General features: G+C 48.6%; 12 protein-coding genes. 7 read left to right on the plus strand and 5 right to left on the minus strand.

Features of this window, described 5'->3' with window-relative positions; genetic code table 11:
- Positions 1–39 precede the first annotated feature (39 nt).
- The 5 genes from U1I11_RS14675 to U1I11_RS14695 form a co-directional block, all read right to left on the minus strand.
- Entirely contained in the window at positions 40–888 is an 849-nt protein-coding gene (locus U1I11_RS14675; protein ID WP_322906900.1) for a carbohydrate ABC transporter permease, read from the minus strand.
- Positions 888–1,841 carry a carbohydrate ABC transporter permease gene (locus tag U1I11_RS14680; RefSeq protein WP_322906875.1) on the minus strand — a complete coding sequence of 318 codons (954 nt, stop codon included), beginning with the start codon at positions 1,839–1,841 and terminating at the stop codon, positions 888–890. The genes U1I11_RS14675 and U1I11_RS14680 overlap by 1 nt, the downstream gene beginning before the upstream one ends.
- Before the next feature lie 144 nt (positions 1,842–1,985).
- Positions 1,986–3,326 (minus strand): ABC transporter substrate-binding protein, encoded by a 1,341-nt coding sequence (locus U1I11_RS14685; RefSeq protein ID WP_322906876.1) that lies wholly within the window; start codon positions 3,324–3,326, stop codon positions 1,986–1,988.
- Positions 3,327–3,676: 350 nt separating this feature from the next.
- Positions 3,677–6,436 carry a glycoside hydrolase family 88/105 protein gene (locus tag U1I11_RS14690; protein ID WP_322906901.1) on the minus strand — a complete coding sequence of 920 codons (2,760 nt, stop codon included), beginning with the start codon at positions 6,434–6,436 and terminating at the stop codon, positions 3,677–3,679.
- A 250-nt stretch (positions 6,437–6,686) separates the two neighbouring features.
- Positions 6,687–7,598 (minus strand): LysR family transcriptional regulator, encoded by a 912-nt coding sequence (locus U1I11_RS14695; protein ID WP_322906877.1) that lies wholly within the window; start codon positions 7,596–7,598, stop codon positions 6,687–6,689.
- Positions 7,599–8,281: 683 nt separating this feature from the next.
- On the opposite strand from U1I11_RS14695, the gene U1I11_RS14700 reads away from it, so the two are divergent.
- The 7 genes from U1I11_RS14700 to U1I11_RS14730 form a co-directional block, all read left to right on the plus strand.
- Positions 8,282–9,181: a DMT family transporter gene (locus tag U1I11_RS14700; RefSeq protein WP_322906902.1), complete on the plus strand. Its 900-nt coding sequence runs from the start codon at positions 8,282–8,284 to the stop codon at positions 9,179–9,181.
- A gap of 611 nt (positions 9,182–9,792) precedes the next feature.
- Positions 9,793–11,016, plus strand: coding sequence for an ABC transporter ATP-binding protein (locus U1I11_RS14705; RefSeq protein ID WP_322906878.1), 1,224 nt, complete (start codon positions 9,793–9,795; stop codon positions 11,014–11,016).
- Positions 11,016–11,735 (plus strand): ABC transporter permease subunit, encoded by a 720-nt coding sequence (locus U1I11_RS14710; RefSeq protein WP_322906879.1) that lies wholly within the window; start codon positions 11,016–11,018, stop codon positions 11,733–11,735. Before U1I11_RS14705 ends, U1I11_RS14710 begins: the two co-directional genes overlap by 1 nt.
- Before the next feature lie 5 nt (positions 11,736–11,740).
- Positions 11,741–13,141, plus strand: coding sequence for a GldG family protein (locus U1I11_RS14715; protein WP_322906880.1), 1,401 nt, complete (start codon positions 11,741–11,743; stop codon positions 13,139–13,141).
- A 78-nt stretch (positions 13,142–13,219) separates the two neighbouring features.
- Positions 13,220–14,401, plus strand: coding sequence for a DUF4340 domain-containing protein (locus U1I11_RS14720; protein ID WP_322906881.1), 1,182 nt, complete (start codon positions 13,220–13,222; stop codon positions 14,399–14,401).
- 1,067 nt (positions 14,402–15,468) lie between these two features.
- A complete protein-coding gene (locus tag U1I11_RS14725; protein ID WP_322906882.1) occupies positions 15,469–16,566 on the plus strand; it encodes an RHS repeat domain-containing protein in 1,098 nt (365 codons plus the stop codon).
- Between the two features lie 72 nt (positions 16,567–16,638).
- Positions 16,639–19,874, plus strand: a 3,236-nt coding sequence (locus U1I11_RS14730) for an RHS repeat domain-containing protein (RefSeq protein WP_322906883.1), incomplete at its 3' end; no start/stop codon positions are given.

Below are 19,874 nucleotides of genomic sequence, written 5' to 3' on the forward strand. Positions count from 1 at the left end.
CACTCGCTTTATTATGAAATTATGCTATACGGGTACATGCTATCCTTTCAAACCGGATGTAGCGATGCCCTCGACAAAATATTTTTGGCAGACGATAAAAATAACAAAACACGGAATAAGCGACAAGACCGACATCGCAAACATCGGGCCCCAATCCGATTGGGAACTGGAATCGAGAAACAGACGCAGACCGAGTGGCACCGTATATTTGCTCACATCGCTCAAATAGATCAACTGGCTGAAAAAGTCATCCCATGTCCACAGAAACGTAAAGATCATCGTAGTTACTAGCGCCGGAAAAGCAAGCGGTATCATAATTTTTAAATAAATGCGTACCGGTCCACAGCCATCAATCGTCGCCGCTTCATCCAGTTCTTTAGGCAAGCCACGGAAAAATTGTACCATCAAAAAGATAAAAAAAGCATCCGTCGCCAGCCATTTCGGTACAATAAGCGGCAAATACGTATTGATCCAGCCGAGATGATTGAACAAAATGTATTGCGGAATGAGCGTCACATGATGCGGCAGCATAATCGTCATCAACATGAGCGCAAAGCCGAACGTTTTAAAGCGAAAATCAAGTCGTGCGAACGCATACGCTGCCATCGAACAGGAAATGACATTGCCAAGTACCGCGCCGAGCGACAAGCCGATCGAGTTTAGCAAAAAGCGTGAAAACGGGTTGCCTTGAATGCCTTCCCAGCCACTCTGATAATTGCTCCAATTCCACTGACTCGGCCAAAACCAAATTTCCGTAAAAATCATATTTGCCGGTTTGAACGAACTGCCCAGCATCCACAATACCGGATACAACATCACAAATGCGATGCCAGAGATGACGAGATGCTTCGTTACGATCCATGCAAACGAACTGCGTTGTCCAATCATCATTTGCCACCATCCTCATAATGTACCCACAGCTTGCTGCTGCGGAATACAAGCAGTGTGAACAGCCCGATCAAAATAACGAGTATCCAAGCCATCGCTGAAGCGTAGCCCATCTGGAAAAAGGAAAAGCCTTTTTTGTACAAATAGAGCGAGTACATTAGCGTGGAGTTGACCGGTCCGCCGGAGCCATTGCTAATAATAAAGGCTTGTGTAAACGACTGAAATGATGTGATAAGCTGCATAACTAGGTTAAAAAAGATAACCGGCGACAAAATCGGCAATGTAATATGGAAAAAACGTCGCACCGCGCTTGCGCCATCGACCGAAGCGGCTTCATCATATTCCGGCGGAATTTGCTTCAGACCGGCAAGGAAAATAATCATCGATGAGCCAAATTGCCATACCGACAACAGTACGATTGAGTAGAGCGCATAGTTCGGATTAGCAACCCAATCCGGCGCCTGAATGCCGATCATCGCCAGCAGTTGGTTCAGCAATCCATCGCCGCCAAACATTTTGCGCCATAACATCGCGATCGCCACACTGCCACCGAGCAATGTCGGAATATAGTAGATCGTCCGGTAAATGCCTAGCCCGCGAATGCCGCGATTGAGCAGCATCGCCACGAGCAATGCAAACACAAGTTTGATCGGCACCGATACGCCCACATACGTAAACGTAACTTTTAACGATTGGATAAATAACGGATCATTCGTAAACATCGTGACATAGTTTTGCACACCGACCCAAACTGGCGGATTCAAAATCGTATAATTTGTAAACGAAATATAGAGCGAGCTGATCATCGGGCCAAGCGTCAGCAGTAGCAACCCCAGTAGCCACGGTGCCAGAAATAACAGTGCGATCCGGTTATGAACGTACCGGCGTTTCACTTTGCGCAGCGCCTTTTGCCCGGTGCGAGTGCCTTTTATCGTTGTCGTCATCATTTTCATCCATGCAACCTCCCGTTTGGATAAAGTCGAGCGCCAGGATAGCGGCAGCGTTCCGTATATTGCACCGATGTATCGTATGCATAATGCCATGATGCACCTTCAGTACAAACCATATATGTTAACGAAACGCTGCCAACTACCGATTTATTGCCCGCTGGCTAGTGCAGCAGTGGCATTATCGATAAATTGTTTGATCGCATCAGCGATGCTTGCTTGACCAAACGCAATTTGTTCACTGGCTGTTTTGAAACTTGTATCGACTTGAGCATAACCTTGCGGGTAAGGTGGGTTAATCGGGCTGGAATGTTTGGCGACAACATCGATAAACGTAAAGATCGCTTGTTCGGATTCCGGCAACTTGCTTTGCATTTGCTCACGGATGCTGGAATTGACCGGTACACCGCGCTCGGAACCGAGAATGGCGGTCGCTTCAGGATCGTTGACCATAAAGTCGATAAACATAGCGACTTCTTTCGGATGCTCTGTTTTGGCATAACCGGACATAAATTGTCCTGGTTTCAGATATTCGCCACTGCGTTTTTCATCGACACCGTGTGGAATAACTTGGATGGCAAGCTTATGATCTTGATTTTTGTTTACCTTTTGGAACGTTAACAATTGATTCGACCAGGCAAAATCCATCGCTGCGATGCCGAGCGAGAGTGGTCTCGTTTCGATCGCATTGGTAGCGGATGCGGTTACTTCTGCTGGTGTAGCGCCACCGTTCGCGCGCAGCGCTGCCCACATTTCAAACCATTGTTGCAATTGATCGCTCGTCACCGCCAGTTTGCCATTTTCAAACAAACCGACACCGCTTTGACGTGCGAACACTTCGAACATATTCGTCATACCGGACACATCTGCTGAACCGTAAAAGCCTTTGCCTTTAGCAGCGGCAATTTTGGCGGTCATATCGCTGAAATCTTTCCATGTCCATGTTTCCGCTGGTGCGGCAATGCCGAGCTGTTGCAACAATGTTGCATCATAGATGACACCAGGAGCATTTACGCCGAGTGTGATCGCATACAGTTTATTGTCGATCGTGCCAGCCTGAATCATGCTTTTATCATGTTTGGAGATGTCGAGTACGCTATTTTGGGTATACGGTGTTAGATCAAGCAGTGCACCACGCCGGGCAAAGTCACTTAAAAACGCGTAATCCATTTGCATCAAATCCGGTGCATTGGAGCCAGCGACTTGAGTGGACATTTTGTCCATATAACCGTCCCAGCCGGAATATTCCGGTTTGATCGTAATGTTAGGGTGTTTTTGCTCAAACAGCTTGATCACTTTATTCGTTAAATCGTGCCGGGTCTGCGATCCCCACCACGCCATGCGCAGCTGAATTTTACCGGCGTCATCCGATCCGTTACTTCCACTGCCGGAAGACGCCGTATTGGAAGTACCGCCACCACAGGCGGTTGTCAACACTAACAAGGTCAGTGCAAATAAGATTCCCCACTTTTTGATCGTCCCATGCATCATCAGTGAAACCCTCCCCAAACTATTTTGGAATCGCTTACAATTAGTATTGTATAGGGTGGAACGCTGTGATGACATAAACAAAAGTAAGCTTTCCTGTTAAAAAAGTAAGCATTTGCTGTGCGTCGTTTTTGGGGAATAGCTGTCCTGTTTGCAGCGCAAAATCGGAATGGATGATTGCGGGTAGGCGCATGTTTTTGCTGGTATGATTTCATGGTGTATTCCGGTATGTTCATAAAATAGTGCGCACCGTCTGCAACAAAAGGGAAGCCAGCTTAGCGCTCCCCTTGTTCACAACCGAAGCTTCAACGAACATCATTGCCTGCTATAACAATTATTGCCTATCCTATCGTCTACTGTGATGAAGACAATACGCCTTCCGCTACGGCGATCTTCTGACCGAGTTGCTGCTTCATGCGCGCTACTTCGGTTCCGGCGAGCATCATAATGCCGATGCCGTGGTTATCATTAGTTACCGTACGCAAATCTTGATCATAATATTCCGCTGTAAACGCATACCGCGAGCCGCTACATACGCCGTGCACATTGCCTTGGCGATCGATCGCGAGTCGGGTTAGCGCATTCCATGCTTTGCGAGCGGCAGCGGCATAACGATCCGGCTGGGTGAGCCAGCCCATTCGTACACCACGGGCAAAACCGTATGCAAACATGGCGGTGCAGGACGCTTCTTCATATGTGCCCGGCTCGTTCAGCACCTGATGCCATAATCCGCTGTCACTTTGCAATGCGGCATAACCGGCGCATAATTCATTGAAAAAGGCGATCAGTGCCGGACGTTGTTCATGCTGCTGCGGCAATGCTTCTAGCACTTCGGACAGCGAAAACAATGTCCAGCCATTGCCACGTCCCCACGGAATTTGGGTCGCTTGACCGTATTTGAAATCATACACATGTGACATAATTTGGTATTCCGGAATAAACAGATAATTGCGGAACAGCAAAAATTGACGTGCCGCTTCATCCAGTGCTGCCGGATGATTGCGTATACGCGCATAACGTACGAGAAACGGTGTGCTCATATACAGATCATCCGCCCACATCGTATTGGCGGCATATTCGCCTGCACATGTCCGGTAAAAAGCACCGTCAGGCTGTCGTTCCAATCGGTTTAGCATAAAATCGGCAATCCGGTCGGCGATCGTCAGAAATGTCGGTTCATGGCATTCCTCATACGCTTCCAGCATCGCCGAGCCAAACGAGCCGCAATTGTCCAACATTTTCAGCATTACGAGCTGCTGATTAATGGATGGGAAGCCATATTGTTCACGATCCCAGAGTGAGTAGGCGTACATCGTTGTACACGCTTGCACATGTTCGGCGGCATATTGCACGATATCCGGACGGTTGAGATAGCGTCCTGTTTTCAGCAGACCATATACGGTAACGCCAAGCGGATAATCCCAGCGGCCATAGTTGGTTACTTGTCCGACCGTCCATTTATTGCTGAGCATCGCATTTTCGTAATAGGGGCGAATCCAAGCATCCGGGCGATCAATTCGCCAGTAAGTGCGAGGTAATGATGGAGTGGAGGCATGTTGCTGTGCCGCTGTATGGGCTGGATGAGCATTGCCGCTCTGTCCTCCATGTGTATAGTTAACCGCTTCATTGTTGCTGTGAGCAGCGTAAACGGTCTCACTAGCAGAAGCATCAGCGTTCTCGCTGCCAACGGCGTAAACGGTCTCACTAGCAGAAGCATCAACGTTCTCGCTGCCAACAGCGTAAACGGTCTCATAGACGCGATCCATACGGTTCATCTCGCTAGGCTCTGGTACATGATCTGCCGCAAAAGGACCCGCATATAACCAGCTCTGATCATCCGCCCCACGAATCCGCCACGGCAGTTCCTGTCTAAGTGCACGTTCTCCACATGTTGCCTGCACCGTATATGCCCATGCCGAACCGTCGGCTGCACATTCGCTGTATACGAGCAGATCGTTTGGACCAAAATCCGCCTCTACATCGACGGCAAACGAACCCGGCTCGGTCAGCGATATGACGAGCTGTTGTTGTAGCCAAATACGCAGTACCCCTTTACTGTGCCCGCTTAAGCGAATCGTAGACTGTTCCGTATTTTCCTGTTCAATACGTGTCCAGGCATAAGCGCCGTGTCCGGGCAATTTGCCAAATAGACGTTCCAGCGGAGATTGTTGCTGTTGTTGTTCTGACCAGGCTGGACGCGGCAACCAGCTAACCCCGCTCTGTTGCTCACCGCCGAGCAATGCGGTATGTAGCTGCTGGATAGGGTGCGTACGTGTGCGTACGTTTTGCGTTGGTTGTGTTACAGCCAGAGAAGCTGCTGTTTGTACAGGATTAGGATCATTAGCGTTAGTAGCAGTAGCTGTATCGACGGTTGCCGCTCGATCCGCGTGCTGGGCAGCATCTGCTCGTCTCGTCTTATGCAAATGGGTGGCTGGCTGTGCAGTTGTCGCTTGATTGACATGCTGTTCAGCATTTGCAGATGTTCGATATTTGTCTGTTTGCTCTGTTGGCAAAGACGTTGGCTGTGCCTGTACGTCTGCCTGCATCGTTGTGTGCACATTGGCGGCTGTAGCTAGTGCTTTTGCCGTTGTATCGTTATGCAGCAATTCGGAATATACCCAACCGGCTTGCCCTTCACGTTCGCTGAACGGAGCAAGCACATTCAAAATGCGCACCTTGCCTTCGTCCGCACCGAGCTGACAGCCGAATCCGGCAGGCGTATACCGGCATTCTAGCAGCAGCATATTCCAGCCAGGTTGAATATCGATCGGCAACTTCACTTCGGCATGCTGAGCTAGCTCATCGATGACGGTTGAGCGATAGATCAACTCACCGTTAAAATAAAACCGCACTGGGCCATCACAACGCACAAGCAGATCGAGATTGCGTTGCTCATCCCCCCATACCAACCCTGCCGCCCATACATAATCACCTCTACTAGCATTTGGAAAGCGCTTACCAAAATTGAATTCATACAAGCCTTCCGCATTTTGCAATATGCCAGAACGCTGAAAAGCACGATAGACAAAATCCGCCTGCGCATTGGCTCCGATATAACGCTCAGCCAGTACTTTCAGCACTTGAGATTGATCTTCACCAAAACGATAATGCATACTTTGCGGTTCATCAAAATAGCGGGTTACCAAGGGGCTTCACTTTCCTTTCACAAACTGAAATGGAATCTGTGTCAGCGGACGAAGATGTCGATACCGGGTGTCAATCTAGTGTGCATCATGAGCACAGAAGGGTATGTTTTGCTAAACTTTTGCATAAGTGTTGAGGTTTGTTTATTCAAGTATACCTGACTGTGCGGATGGATGCCAAGATTTTTTGATTGCGTTTACATCGTGTATAAGTGGAACATCATATGGTTTGCCCATCTGTACGTTCATTGACGACAGCTGGCTCCGGCAAAAACAGCTCCTGTGCCGTACGGATAAACAGCCGCGTTGCGAGCGATGCTTGTTCCAGTGAAGGAGCGGCGATCCCGATCTGACGATGAATTAGCGGGTAGACTGGTTTGACAGTCAGTTCATGCGGGAACATCGATAATGCCAGATCAGACACGATACCGATGCCCAAACCTTGTCGCACCATCTGCACAAGTGTGCTCACATTATGGGTCGTAAAACGAATATGCAATTGGCTCTTTTCCCGTTCAAACGCATCCAAAATCGCCACTTCATGCCCGCCTTTACACAAAATCATCGGTTGATCGTGCAAATGCCGAATCGTAATCTGCGCTTGTGTTTGCAGTGGATGGTCATTTGGCAACAGCACAACCATCTGGTCGCTATATAGCGGTAACGTTTCGACGAGCGGATCGGGCAATAAAATAATGCCAGCATCGATCCGTCGATGATGCACCCATTCTTTCACTTCATTAGTAGAGCCTTCATGCAGATCAAATACAAGATTCGGATAATGCTGCTGAATGCGCTGAATGATCGGCGGCAAAAAATAAGCCGATGCCGATGGAAAAGCGCCTACTGTAATCGTGCCGATCTCCAGCCCTTTTTCGGCAGCGACATGCTGTTCGACCCGATTCATACTTTGCAATATGCTGCGAAATTCACGTATGACCCTTTGCCCGATATCGGTGAGCAACACGCCTTTTTTGCGATCACGTAGCAACAGTTTCACATCCAGTTCATTTTCAATGCTGGCGATCGCATGGCTGACGGCAGGCTGGGTCATATGCAGCTCTTGAGCAGCCTGTGTAAAATTCAACGTCTCTGCAACACGTACAAAAATCAGTATCTGTGTGATCGTCATAACTAAAAAGTTATCTCCTTTATGAAAAAGATTCATTTTATTTATGATAGCAGAAGTTATACGCTAGAGCTATCCAATAGATAAACATGAACATATGGATAGGAGCGATGAACATGAAACCATATCGAACCGAACTTGATTCGGAACATAATACACCATTTCAGAGCGGTAGTGTGGAAAGTAGCAGCGAGATAAAAGAGGATCGCCTGCAATCTGTGCCCACTGGGCAGCAAGAGGTTATAGCTGTTAGTGGACAAGCAAAGCAGAGCAAACAAACAAAGCGGAGCAAACCAATGCAGCAAGCGCACCATCTGGATCAGCGGCAGCAAAATATACAGGCAGGAACTGGAATACAATTAGCCGAGCAAGCAGCGCTTGCGTGCGAACCCCAAGCGGCGCAAACTCGTCGCATATCTGCTCAACTTCAACCTGATCAGGCAGAACGAAAGGTAGACACGAGTACCGATACGCAAACTGATGCGCAAACAATGCAAGACAGCAATGAGAGTGAAGAAAAGGTTACTAAGCAAGCTAATTTGCTAAACCCAGTAAACCCAGTAAACCCAGTAAACCCAGTAAACCCAGTAAACCCAGTAAACCCAGTAAACCCAGTAAACCCAGTAAACCCAGTAAACCCAGTAAACCCAGTAAACCCAGTAACACTTACTCCTGTCACTACGCTATTGTTGGTGTTATTTCTGGTCACGATCTGGGGCATCAACTGGCCGCTGACCAAGCTGGCGTTACCGTCTGTGCCGCCATTGCTCTTTTCCGGGCTGCGTACATTGATCGGCGGTGTATTGTTGCTAGCGATTGCGTGGCGTAGTCGTGCCGCTTTACAATGGAAGCGCAATTGGCGCGTGTATATGGTGTTAGCGCTATTTAATATTATCGGGTATTATGGCTTGCAGACGATTGGGATCGGCTACTTGCCAGCAGGATTATTTTCGACGATTGTGTTTTTGCAGCCTGTATTGTTGGGGTTGTTCTCATGGTTATGGCTGGGTGAAAAGATGACGATTGTGAAAGCAGCCGGTTTGTTGTTCGGGTTCGCCGGGGTAGCGCTGATTAGCTGTGGCGGATTGGAAGGGCATCTGTCCCCGCTCGGTATCGTGCTGGCGATTGCATCTGCACTATGCTGGGCGATCGGTACGATTTGTATGAAAAAACATAGCGGTAACATCGATTCACTATGGGCGCTGACCGTGCAATTGCTGCTCGGTGGTGTCGTCTTGCTGGCGGTTGGCAGCGGAACGGAAAGCTGGTCGGACATCCATTGGAGTCGATCGTTTGTGGAAATTTTGCTGTTCATTGCGGTATTTGTAATCGCTGGCGGTTGGCTCGTTTATTTTAAACTGCTGAACAGCGGCGAAGCGAGCACGGTCGGTTCGTATACATTTGCGATTCCGGTGCTGTCGAATGTGTTTAGCATTTTTATGTTGGATGAGCAGGTGACGGTAACATTGTTTGCCGGCTTGGTGCTAATTGCTATCGGGATTGGGTTGGTGAACAGGAAGCGTAAGCAGGGCAAGGTGTCAACAGAGCAGCAGAGCCGGTTGGAACAAGTTAAATGTATCGGGTAATGCCTGACCAATTTAGAACAACCAGCAGCTAAACGACAACTCCAAGTCGACATATAGTCGACACATAAATAAGCTGATCCACCATCATACAAGCGATCAAATATATAGACAGCCAAATGATGGACAGATGGCAGCGCATAACGCTAATCTTTTTTGTGCTGTCTTTGTTAGAATGTGGATGCAAACTCATAGGCTGTTCCAACACGCCATGTTTGCGTACATTGCCTAATAAAAATACAGTTAAAATACAGTATTTTTTATACAAACAGTCCGCAGACGTTTTCGTTTGAGGGCTGTTTGTTTTGTCACGAATGTGTGCATGACTTGAAGTAGCATAGTCGGTTGTTTGAATGAATCGCAACATCGTCTTAGCTAGTTAGAATGTTACATTTTGCTTGCATAAGCTGCTCCTTTTGCTATTCTAATTCGCTCGTTCCGGCACAACTAGCGCCTTTTAAGCTTCCCTTTATCATATTTTAAGCTGTTTTTATACTTCGTCAGATATAGTAAAATAGATTTTTGGCATGTTTTGCTATCGATGCCCCGATATGTGAATGGTGCAGGAACAGTGAAAGTAATTCGGGCATGAACCGGCAGGAGGGGAAATAACGATGCTTCAAGTCCAGCAAGTCAGCAAACATTTTGAACGGCGACGCAGTGTGGACGGAATTGATTTTGAGATGGAACGTGGCGAAATCGTCGGTTTTCTCGGGCCGAATGGAGCGGGTAAAACGACGACGATGCGTATGATTACCGGTTATTTAACACCAACGTCGGGACAGATTTGGCTCGATGGTTTGCCGATGCATGAGCCTTCCCGCAAAGCGCGCGGCAAAATCGGCTATTTACCGGAGACACCGCCCTTATATCCGGACATGACCGTCATGTCCTATTTGCGTTTTGTGGCGGATTTGCGCGATGTACCGGCACGTCAACAAAAGCTGCGCATTAGCGAAATGATCGATCGGCTCGGTCTGCACGGACGGGAGCGTCAAATTGTACGCTCTTTATCAAAAGGATATAAGCAGCGGCTCGGTTTGGCACAGGCGATTATCCATAAACCGGATTTGCTCGTGCTCGACGAGCCAACGTCAGGGCTTGATCCGAGTCAAATCGTCGAAATTCGGCAGTTGATTCGCGAACTGGGCGAACAGCATACGGTGCTGCTTAGCACGCATATTTTACAGGAAGTGAGCACACTTTGCAGTCGGGTGCTCATTATTAATGAAGGCAAACTCGTGGCGGACGGCGCGTCCAACCAACTCGACAACAGCTTGAACGACAAGTTTCAAGTTGCATTGGAAGTCAAAGCGCGTCCGGCAGCATTGCAGGCGCTGCTTGATCCGTGGGGTTGGACGGAAGCGGATTACGGGTTTGCGGAGCCGGATGAACAGTTAGAGCAGCTCATTCGTGTGCGCCTGCAAGCGGAAGATGGCACGGATTTCCGCGAACGATTGTCGCTGGCACTTGGTGAAGCGCGTATTCCGATTTTGGAGCTGCGCAAAGAGAGCATGAGTTTGGAAGATGTGTTCCTGAAGCTGACGAGCGAAGCGGCAGCAGAGCCTACTTCCGACATAGCAACGAAGTCGCTTCATGCCGCAGAAACAGCCTCAGAGCAGACGATAGATCAATCCGACGCACAGCAACGCTCGAAGTCGGCGGCTGTAGAGAGCGAAGACACAACCACGCCAAGTAAGACTGCTGTCCAAACTGACATCGATCCAGCCAGTGATGTAAATGACCCATCTGCCCGCTTATCCGCTTCTGACTCTACCGATGCTGCTCCTGCTCCACCAGTATCCCGCAAAAATAAACAAAAGGAGGATCACGCCTAATGAGACGAATGTGGGCGGTTTGCTCCAAAGAGCTACAGCTTTATTTTTTTAATCCGACTTCGTATTTTGCGATTGCGGTTTATGTGTTGTTATCGAGCATTATGTTTTATGTCAGTTTTGTTGTGTATCAGCCGAGCATTATCGATTATCGTCTCGTACTTGGTGATACGATGTTTATGCTGCTGATCGTCATTCCGCTGTTGACGATGCGGCTAATGTCTGAAGAATTTAGACAAGGTACGGATGAATTGCTGCTTACCTCACCGGTAACTGCAACCGAGATTGTGTTGGGCAAATATTTTGCCTCGCTCGCTTTACTCATCGTGCTGCTGCTATGTAATATGGTGTATCCGTTAACGATGTCCTTTTTTGGCAAGCTAGATATAACGTTACTGTTATTGTCAGTACTTGGCTTGTTCCTGCTCGGTGCAGCGATGATGGCGATCGGGTTGTTTGCGTCAAGCTTGTCGCAACACCAGATGGTGTCGGCGGTCATCGCATTTGTCATTTTGCTAACATTGTGGCTGATGGATTCGTTCGCGTCTGGTGCGACGGGTTCCAGCTTACAGCAATGGTTAGCTCCATTCTCCTTATCCGGTCGTATGAACAATCTGATCAAAGGCGTGCTGCAAGGGCCTGATCTGTTGTACTACATCACACTGGCTGCTTTATTTCTCATTTTAAGCATCCAGATTGTGGAACGGAAGCGGTGGAGGTAATGAAAATGAGCAAATGGATTTCACGTACAAACGCTTCGGTCATTTCGCTTGCAGCGATCGGCATTTTTATCGTATTGACGCTGTTTTTGAATTCACTCGGCACTTTTCAAGTCGATTTGACACAAAATCGGCAAAATACTTTATCCGATCAAACGATCAGCACACTGAAAGCGATTAAACAACCGGTCGAAGCGCTCGTGTTTATTAATCCGCAAGATGCGCAAGTGTACACACGTGAAGTGACCGACCTGCTACAGGAATATCATAAAATTAACAATAAGCTGGAAGTGAAACAATACGATCTGCTGCAAAATCCCGATTTGGCGCGTCAATATGGCGTCACTGAAAGTACGGTCGTGCTCAAGCAAGGCGATCATACCAAATCGATTCAAATTTACAATATGTTCAGCAACCCGAATGGGCAAGACGGCTCATCCGCATCGACTTCGTATCAATTTAGCGGCGAGCAAAAGCTGACATCCGGTTTGCTGTCACTCACATCGAACAAAACGTACAAAGCGTATTTGCTGAACGGGCATAACGAATTTGATGTGTCTACATTAAGCTTGCTCGCACAGCAATTAAGCGAGGAAAATATCAAACTATCCGAACTGTCACTCGCACAGCAAGGCGCTGTTCCAGCCGATGCAAGCGTGCTAATGATCGTAGCGCCACAAACCGATCTGAGCGATGCCGAAACGAAAGCGATCCGGCAATATATGGACAAAGGCGGCAAGCTGTTCCTATCGCTCGGCTTTAATGAAAAAGCCAAAACCGCCTGGAAAAATATCGATTCCCTTATGAGCGATTATGGCGTGGTCGATACCCATGCCGTCGCGGTCGAGCCAAAAGGTCAATCATTATACGATCCGCTGACAATCGTACCGGAATATGGAAACAACGAAATTACAAACAAACTGGCAGCGAGCCATCTGTATACGATTATGTCGCTGTCGATCGCACTCAAACAGGAGGCGAAACAAGGCTTGACCGTCACCCCGCTGCTAACGACGAGCGCGAACAGCTATGGAGAGACGAATTTGAACGGTTTGCTTGAATCGAAAACCGAGCGTGATAGCAATGATCTAGCAGGGCCGTTTGATCTGGGCTTTGCGGTCGGCAGCTCGGATGGCAAGCCAAAGGCGGTCATACTGGGCGGCTCAACCTTTATGATGAATCAGTCGATCCAGCAACAAGGTAATCTGGACTTTGCCGTCAACAGCATCAATTATTTGATCGGCAATGATAGCCAGGTAACGATTCGTCCAAAAATGGAAAATCAGTACCAGACTGCTACATTGACGTTATCACAGGCACGTACGATTTTGATTACGACCGTGATCCTATTCCCACTGCTGTTCGTCGCTGCTGGTGTGTTCCTGTGGTGGAGACGCCGCCGGGCTTGATGTTGATCCGCTCCGGACAGCCTGGTGTTGCTTGAGACTAGCTCACCTACACACCACCGCTTGAAAGGAGGAACCTGAATGGTAAAAAAGCTACTGCCTTCGATTATTTTGCTGCTCATTCTTGTGGCAGGAGTGGGCTATGCGTATTCCCAGCACTTTTTTCAAAAACAAGACGATGCTGCACCTGCCGAGAGTAAGCTGCTGACATTGCATACGGCAGACTTACAGCAAATTGACATTCATCCGCCTGCATCTGCTAGAGATGCTTCCGGCAATGCTGCGGATGCAGCCCATACAGCAGCGGAAACTGCTGCTGGAGCGAATACGACTACGAATGAACAAGCAGAAGCTGCGGACGTAACCGCTGCCAGCAAGTCAAACGATCCGACTGGCAATACGGAAAATACGACGACCAATACTGCCACGACCAGCACAACAAACGCAACCAATTCGGTTACGCTTATACACAAAAACAACAAATGGATTATCACCAAACCAGGCGCCTATCCGATCAATGAATATATGGTCGGAGATTGGCTGAATACACTACAATCAGCGACAGTACATGGCACAGTCGAACAGTCTCCAACGGATGTGAAAAAGTATGGGATGAATCCGAATCAGCCTGACATTGTACTGACCTTAAGTAACGGTCAAAAAATATCGCTATCATTTGGCAGCGAAACACCGGAGCCTGGTTACCGTTATGCACGTATGAACGATGGGCCGATTATCCAGATTGCCGAGCAAACAGTGACCGATCTGTCTGGGGCGACAGCGTTTCATTTTATCGATACGACACCGTTTGGCTGGGATGATCAACAGTTGAGCAAGCTTAGCTGGAGCGGCAGTGTACCGAAGTCTGACTGGACACTAACCCATCAACTATCCAGCGGCGGCGATCCGAACCAGGATAAATGGAGCTTGAACGATCATTCGATCACACCATCCCAGGCAAGCGCCATCACCGATGCGATCAAAAACATCCCGACCGACGAAGTACCCGTCGCCGTCAGCAACATCAAAGGCTACAAACAAGTGCTAACGCTAAAAGTGCAACTGATGAACAACAGCGGTCACGATACCGGTTCAGGCAGCCTATCCAGCTTGGAACAATACACCGGCTGGCAAACACAGGATGATCCGAACTATATGTGGATCGTCGAACCGACAGGCAAATGGGCATATCGGTTGCCAACGGATAGCATAAGTACCGTAGCGAAAACAGCGACAGATGTGCTGAATGGGAAGGATAGTTGAGATCAGCAAGCTCATGGCGAAGTCGATTATGATTTAGCATGATCCCCTTTAAGGCAAGCAGTGGAGAAGATACCATTTGTAACTGGTAACTCGATACAGCGAGCTGGAGGGGATTTTTGTTATGCTAGCAAACACTAGCAAAGAAAGTTCTTTTGATAAAAAACTTGTACAATTACGCTGACCGTTTTAAATATATAGTTTAGTATTGTATAGATGCCCACTATAAATAAGGACATGGTGCAGATTCAAAATCAATTACACTTACTATATTTTTCATCTCATTTGACCACCTTTACTAATGATATTTTCAATAGACGATAATTATGTATATAGGGATGTACATAATTGTAACAATAGTTTTAAGGCACGTTCCAGCTAAGATGAGCTGGAGCATTTTTGTGCTTGTATTGCTTATGTTGTTGCTTTATATGTTCTAGCTTTTCGTAACGATTCTAATAGAATTTCTCTTTGTATAACATGCACAACATATCCGAACATTGGAAGTAAAGGATAGCTCTACACGATACGACCAATTTTAGTTCTGTAAAATAATACCTTCCATTTGCGGAAATATCCACTATACTCAAAGTGTTCACCTTATTCAACTAGCGTCATAATCAAGATGGATAAATGATCATAGCCACAAACGAACAAGCGACCAAACGTGAACAGAAGAAATCTACGCCCATACATATAAGATCGGTAGGTGATGCGGATTCACACAGTTATACAAGTAGACAGATCGATTACATAAGCGTTTTCGTTATATTTATGCTAACTATGTAGCTATGAATCGTACCCTGTAGTTATCGGATCGTTCAAGGAGGGAAAAGAAAAATCACGTGAATGGATAAGCCGAGGAGCCATAGGCTATACGATCTAATTTCCATTATGATCTAACTCAACCTCGAAAACTACAAGTGAGTTTCTAGACGGTATGTTTCCTATTACATCTGCTAACAACGCGCTACACCTATCTTAACAACGACCCTATAAACTCCACCCTATACGTAACTACGATGCTCACTACTCTCACCATTCCACTATAGAAAGGAATTCCATTCGCTATGAACCGATTTTCCAAACATCGTGCAGCCCGTTTCCCCTCCTGGTGGATCAAAGCGATGCTGTGCAGTCTGCTCACGGTAGTATTGTGCCTGCCTGCGGGCTCGACCTTTGCCGCGACCCAGCGAACCTATGAATATGATGCCAACGGACGTTTGACGACCATGTCCACCGGAGACCAGAAAACAACCTATACTTACGACAAAAACGGCAATGTCGTGAGCCAACATCAGGCGGAGCCAACGGATTCGTCAAACTCGACCTCATCGACCGACCCGACGCTTATCCCGCCCCCTGTGTCCGTACCGACCCAATCAGGCTTGCCAACCCGTTACTGGGTCGATCAAGTCGAGCAAGCGACCGTGTCGACGACGTGCGGCGGAATTCGTATATCAGGTTGGTACTTGAATCCGGCAGGGATTCAAAAAATCGAAATTTACGTAGATGGCATGTTTCGTGGACGTGCGTATATGGGCGACCGTCGTGAAGATGTGTATCACGCCTTCCCTGCGTATAACAATTATATCGCGGGATTTCATGCGGAAAACTTGGGCTGTACGACCAAGGAATTCCAAAATGCCGATGGCACAAAAAGCGTACAAACCGGCACGTTTGACCAGCAAGTCGACATCCGCATGATCGATCGCGCCAATCAAGTGACGACCTATACCCGTACGATTTCGGTGACGGTGGGGCAGCCAGCAGCGCAGCCGATTCGGTATGCCATCGATCAATTGGAGCAAAGTCCCTTTTCCTCGACCAATGGCGGGATTCAAGCGTCCGGTTGGTATTTGGATCAGGCGCAACTTCAGCGTATCGATGTATACGTGGATGGACAGTTCTATGGAAAAGCGAGCATCGGCGACAGTCGCGAAGATGTGTATCGAGTTTATCCGGTCTATGCCAACCATACGGCAGGCTTTCATATTTACGATATGCCGATCGTTACGAACGGCACTCCCCATGTCAAATACAACGCAGATGGCAGTACGCAAACGGTATCCGGGGTATTCGACCATCAGGTGGAACTCCGGATGATCAATCAAGCCAATCAAGTGACGATTTACCGTCAACGGGTAGTCATTGATTTGAAAAAGTAGATCGAAGAACGATAGTTCTCCCTGTCCGCTTCTCTTATCTGAATCGAATCTATAAGTAAAGGAGTTGCTTCCATGTTCACCGACCTGAAATCGACATCCCGTCTCCGTCCCCTTGTTATAGGGACGCTGACGCTGTTGCTGCTATTCAGTAGTATCGTATCCCCCGCCGAGGCAGATGCCACCAGCGGAAAGCAAGTACAAGCAGGCAAGCACCCCCTTACATCGATCGAGCCTCCAAGCCGAACGGCTACGCCCCAACAGGTAGAGCCAGAGGCATGGACAACCGTCGTTAACCAGGTATACCAAGACGTCTACGAAGCTCCTAATCCGCAAATGGAAGCGTTGGCAGATCAAATCGTGCAGTTGGATGCAGCGGAGCCTCCGACCCGAAATTCTAGCGCTGAAACATTTGCCCCTTTTGCCTTACAGGAAGATGCCCCTGCCGCAGAGCGTGAACCCGACCCGGAATCCGACCTGCCCCCGACCGATGGCGAAGATGACCCGATCAGCTTATTAGGTGAACAAGGCATCTATGCCCTGCTGCAAGACGGAGCCGAGCCGCTCGATATTTACTGGATCGAATACTTGATGCGCCTGACTGGACAAACGGGGGAACAGATTTGGAATATCCATAAGCAGCAGCATCTGACTTGGAAAGCGCAGGAGAGCGCCTCAGTGTCTGCCGTCCCTTCCGTGACACAGGAGGTCTATGTTGCTCCTCCACAATTGAACGCGGCTTCCATGCTTGAAACGGTGAATGAAGGGCTACATCGGTTGACTGTCACCGCTCCTCATCGCCAAGCGGCGAATGGTGCGAGTTTGTCGTCTTCACTTAGCATCGCGATGGACGCCGATGTCACTAACCAACGCCTTGCCGATCTAGGCAAACAGCAGTATGCAGATCGCAGCAAAGATGGCGAGCAGATCAGCACCTCTACAGGAGGGCTAACGTGGAGCCAAACCCAAATTCATCTGCCCGGACGTGACGGACTCGATCTGGATATCGGGGTGCAGTATGATTCGGACGATACGTCTCCATATGTTCTTGGCACTACGAAACGGTATAGCACTCTGATCTTCAAAGGGAACTACGCCTATGAACATAACGATCTGGGCATGGGCTGGTCGTTTCAAATCCCCTCCATTGAAGGTGTGTATGGCAAAGGCGATTATGCGGGTACGGTCTACCACTCTGGAACCGGACAAAGCTACCCCCTTTATTTCGGAATGGGCAATACCGCCATTGTACAGGCAGCGAGTGGTGTGTATTTGCAAATGGTTCGTGATGACGCCAACGCGCAGCGCTTTTCCAACGGCGAAGATGGGACCTATTACTACCTACAACAGCCGGACGGTACACGGGAATATTTCTCCATGTACGGACAGTTAGTCGGCAAAGTGGATCGCTATGGTAATGCCATCACGTATCATTATCAAAAGCGCAAAATCTACTCAAACACGACAGAGGTTTCAATTCTTTCCTCGATTACAGATACACTCGGACGCAAAGTGACGTTTGATTACGAAACAACCTTGAATCAAGGAAATGAATTTCAAGGTGAGCGAATTATCGTCACCGTCTACACGCCGCAAGGACAAGCCCAACAAAAAGTCGTCTATACGAAAAGTCGAGTCAAGTTGATTCAAAATGGTGTCGATGACGGCTATGTCCCCTTGTTACAAAGCATTACGAACAACCTCAACGAACCGCAAACGTTCGCGTATGATCAAGCGACCGCTTCGTTTCGGTTTCACGGAGGAAACCCGTATGCCGAAGTGCCGAACTTTCTGCTGACCCATATTCAATCGCCACGACTCAGTACGCATTATGTGTATGAGCAAGCTGAAAGGGACTTTAGCAAACTTGGCGACAGCAAAGAATACCGCATCGCTTCACGGTACGACACCTATGCTCGTGCAGACGGAACGGAAAGCGCCCCCGTACAGCGCATCGACTATACGTATGTGGGCGACTACACGAAGTACCGTCAATACAATTCACAGGGACTGATCGATCCCGCCTTATATCGTTATTCGCAAACCGCCCATATCCGCAGTGCGACAGCGAACGGCGACGAAACGATCACCTATCTATATAATGGCAAGCATCTTTTACTTAGTACAGAAACTCGCAACGCACAGGGCGAGATCAAGACGACGAATAATTTAGCCTTTGATCCAACGTATATCTACAAACCGACCCATGTGCAAACGACCCTGCAAGATCGCCAAGGCACCATCACACGCGACAAAGACATCGTCTACGCCGATTGGGGTGGCATCCAGTCCGAAACCGATGATCTGATCCCGGCGGATTACAATAACACGGATAGCAAAGCCCACCATACCGTCACGTACACGTATGAATCAACGTACCACCAAGTGACGAGCAAAACGTGGTATCCAACGAACAGCGGCGCCGCACTCAACGAAACGTACGCCTACACCGGCAGCGGACGGTTGCAACAATATACCAACGCCGCAGGCGAAACGACCACCTACAGCTATGATGCCGCATCCGTTAGCCCGGGCGCGATCCAGCGTATGACTGTGCAAAAAGCGATCCGTTCTGGCGTCACTTCACGCGTCACGACTACCTATAGCGCCGATGATGGCTATGCCTATCCCACCGAGCAGACGAGCACGTTCACGAACGCCGATTCCACGACCCGCACGACCCGGCAAACGATGACGTACGACATCGGCACCGGACTGCTGACGAGCCAAACGGACAGCGATGGCAACACTACCCGTACGTCCTACGATGCACTCGGTCGCCCGGTAAACGTCGTACAACCGTCGATGACCAATTTGGACGGCACCGTCTATGCGATAGAAGACCAATATGCGTACACGAATCGTGTGTACAGCGCTGGCGCCGATCCTACCAATACGGGCATACTCACATTACGTGTGGACAGCATCCGTCAATATACAAACAAATCGACCGGCGCCGTTACCGTGCTCAACCGTCAAGCGACCTATTACGATGGACTCGGTTTCCTGCGTGTACTGGAAACGTACCCTGACACCAACGGCTGGACACGCTCGCAGGCGCACCCGGACGATTTGGGACGCATCGTGTATGTTGTCGATGCACTCGGCAACACCCAAACCGCCAGCTATGATGCCTGGGATCAGCAAACCGAATTCACGGATGCGGAAGGCAATCTGTCCATTACCAAGCCGTTACTGACGCAGCAGCAAACCCAACATTACACGATTGCAGCTGCAGACGTCGGTGCGTACCGTTCCAATCCCGACAACACCAGCATCCGCCTAAATCTGCTGGAACAATACTTTGACGC

Source organism: Paenibacillus campi (assembly GCF_034659835.1).
Lineage (GTDB): Bacteria > Bacillota > Bacilli > Paenibacillales > Paenibacillaceae > Saccharibacillus > Saccharibacillus campi.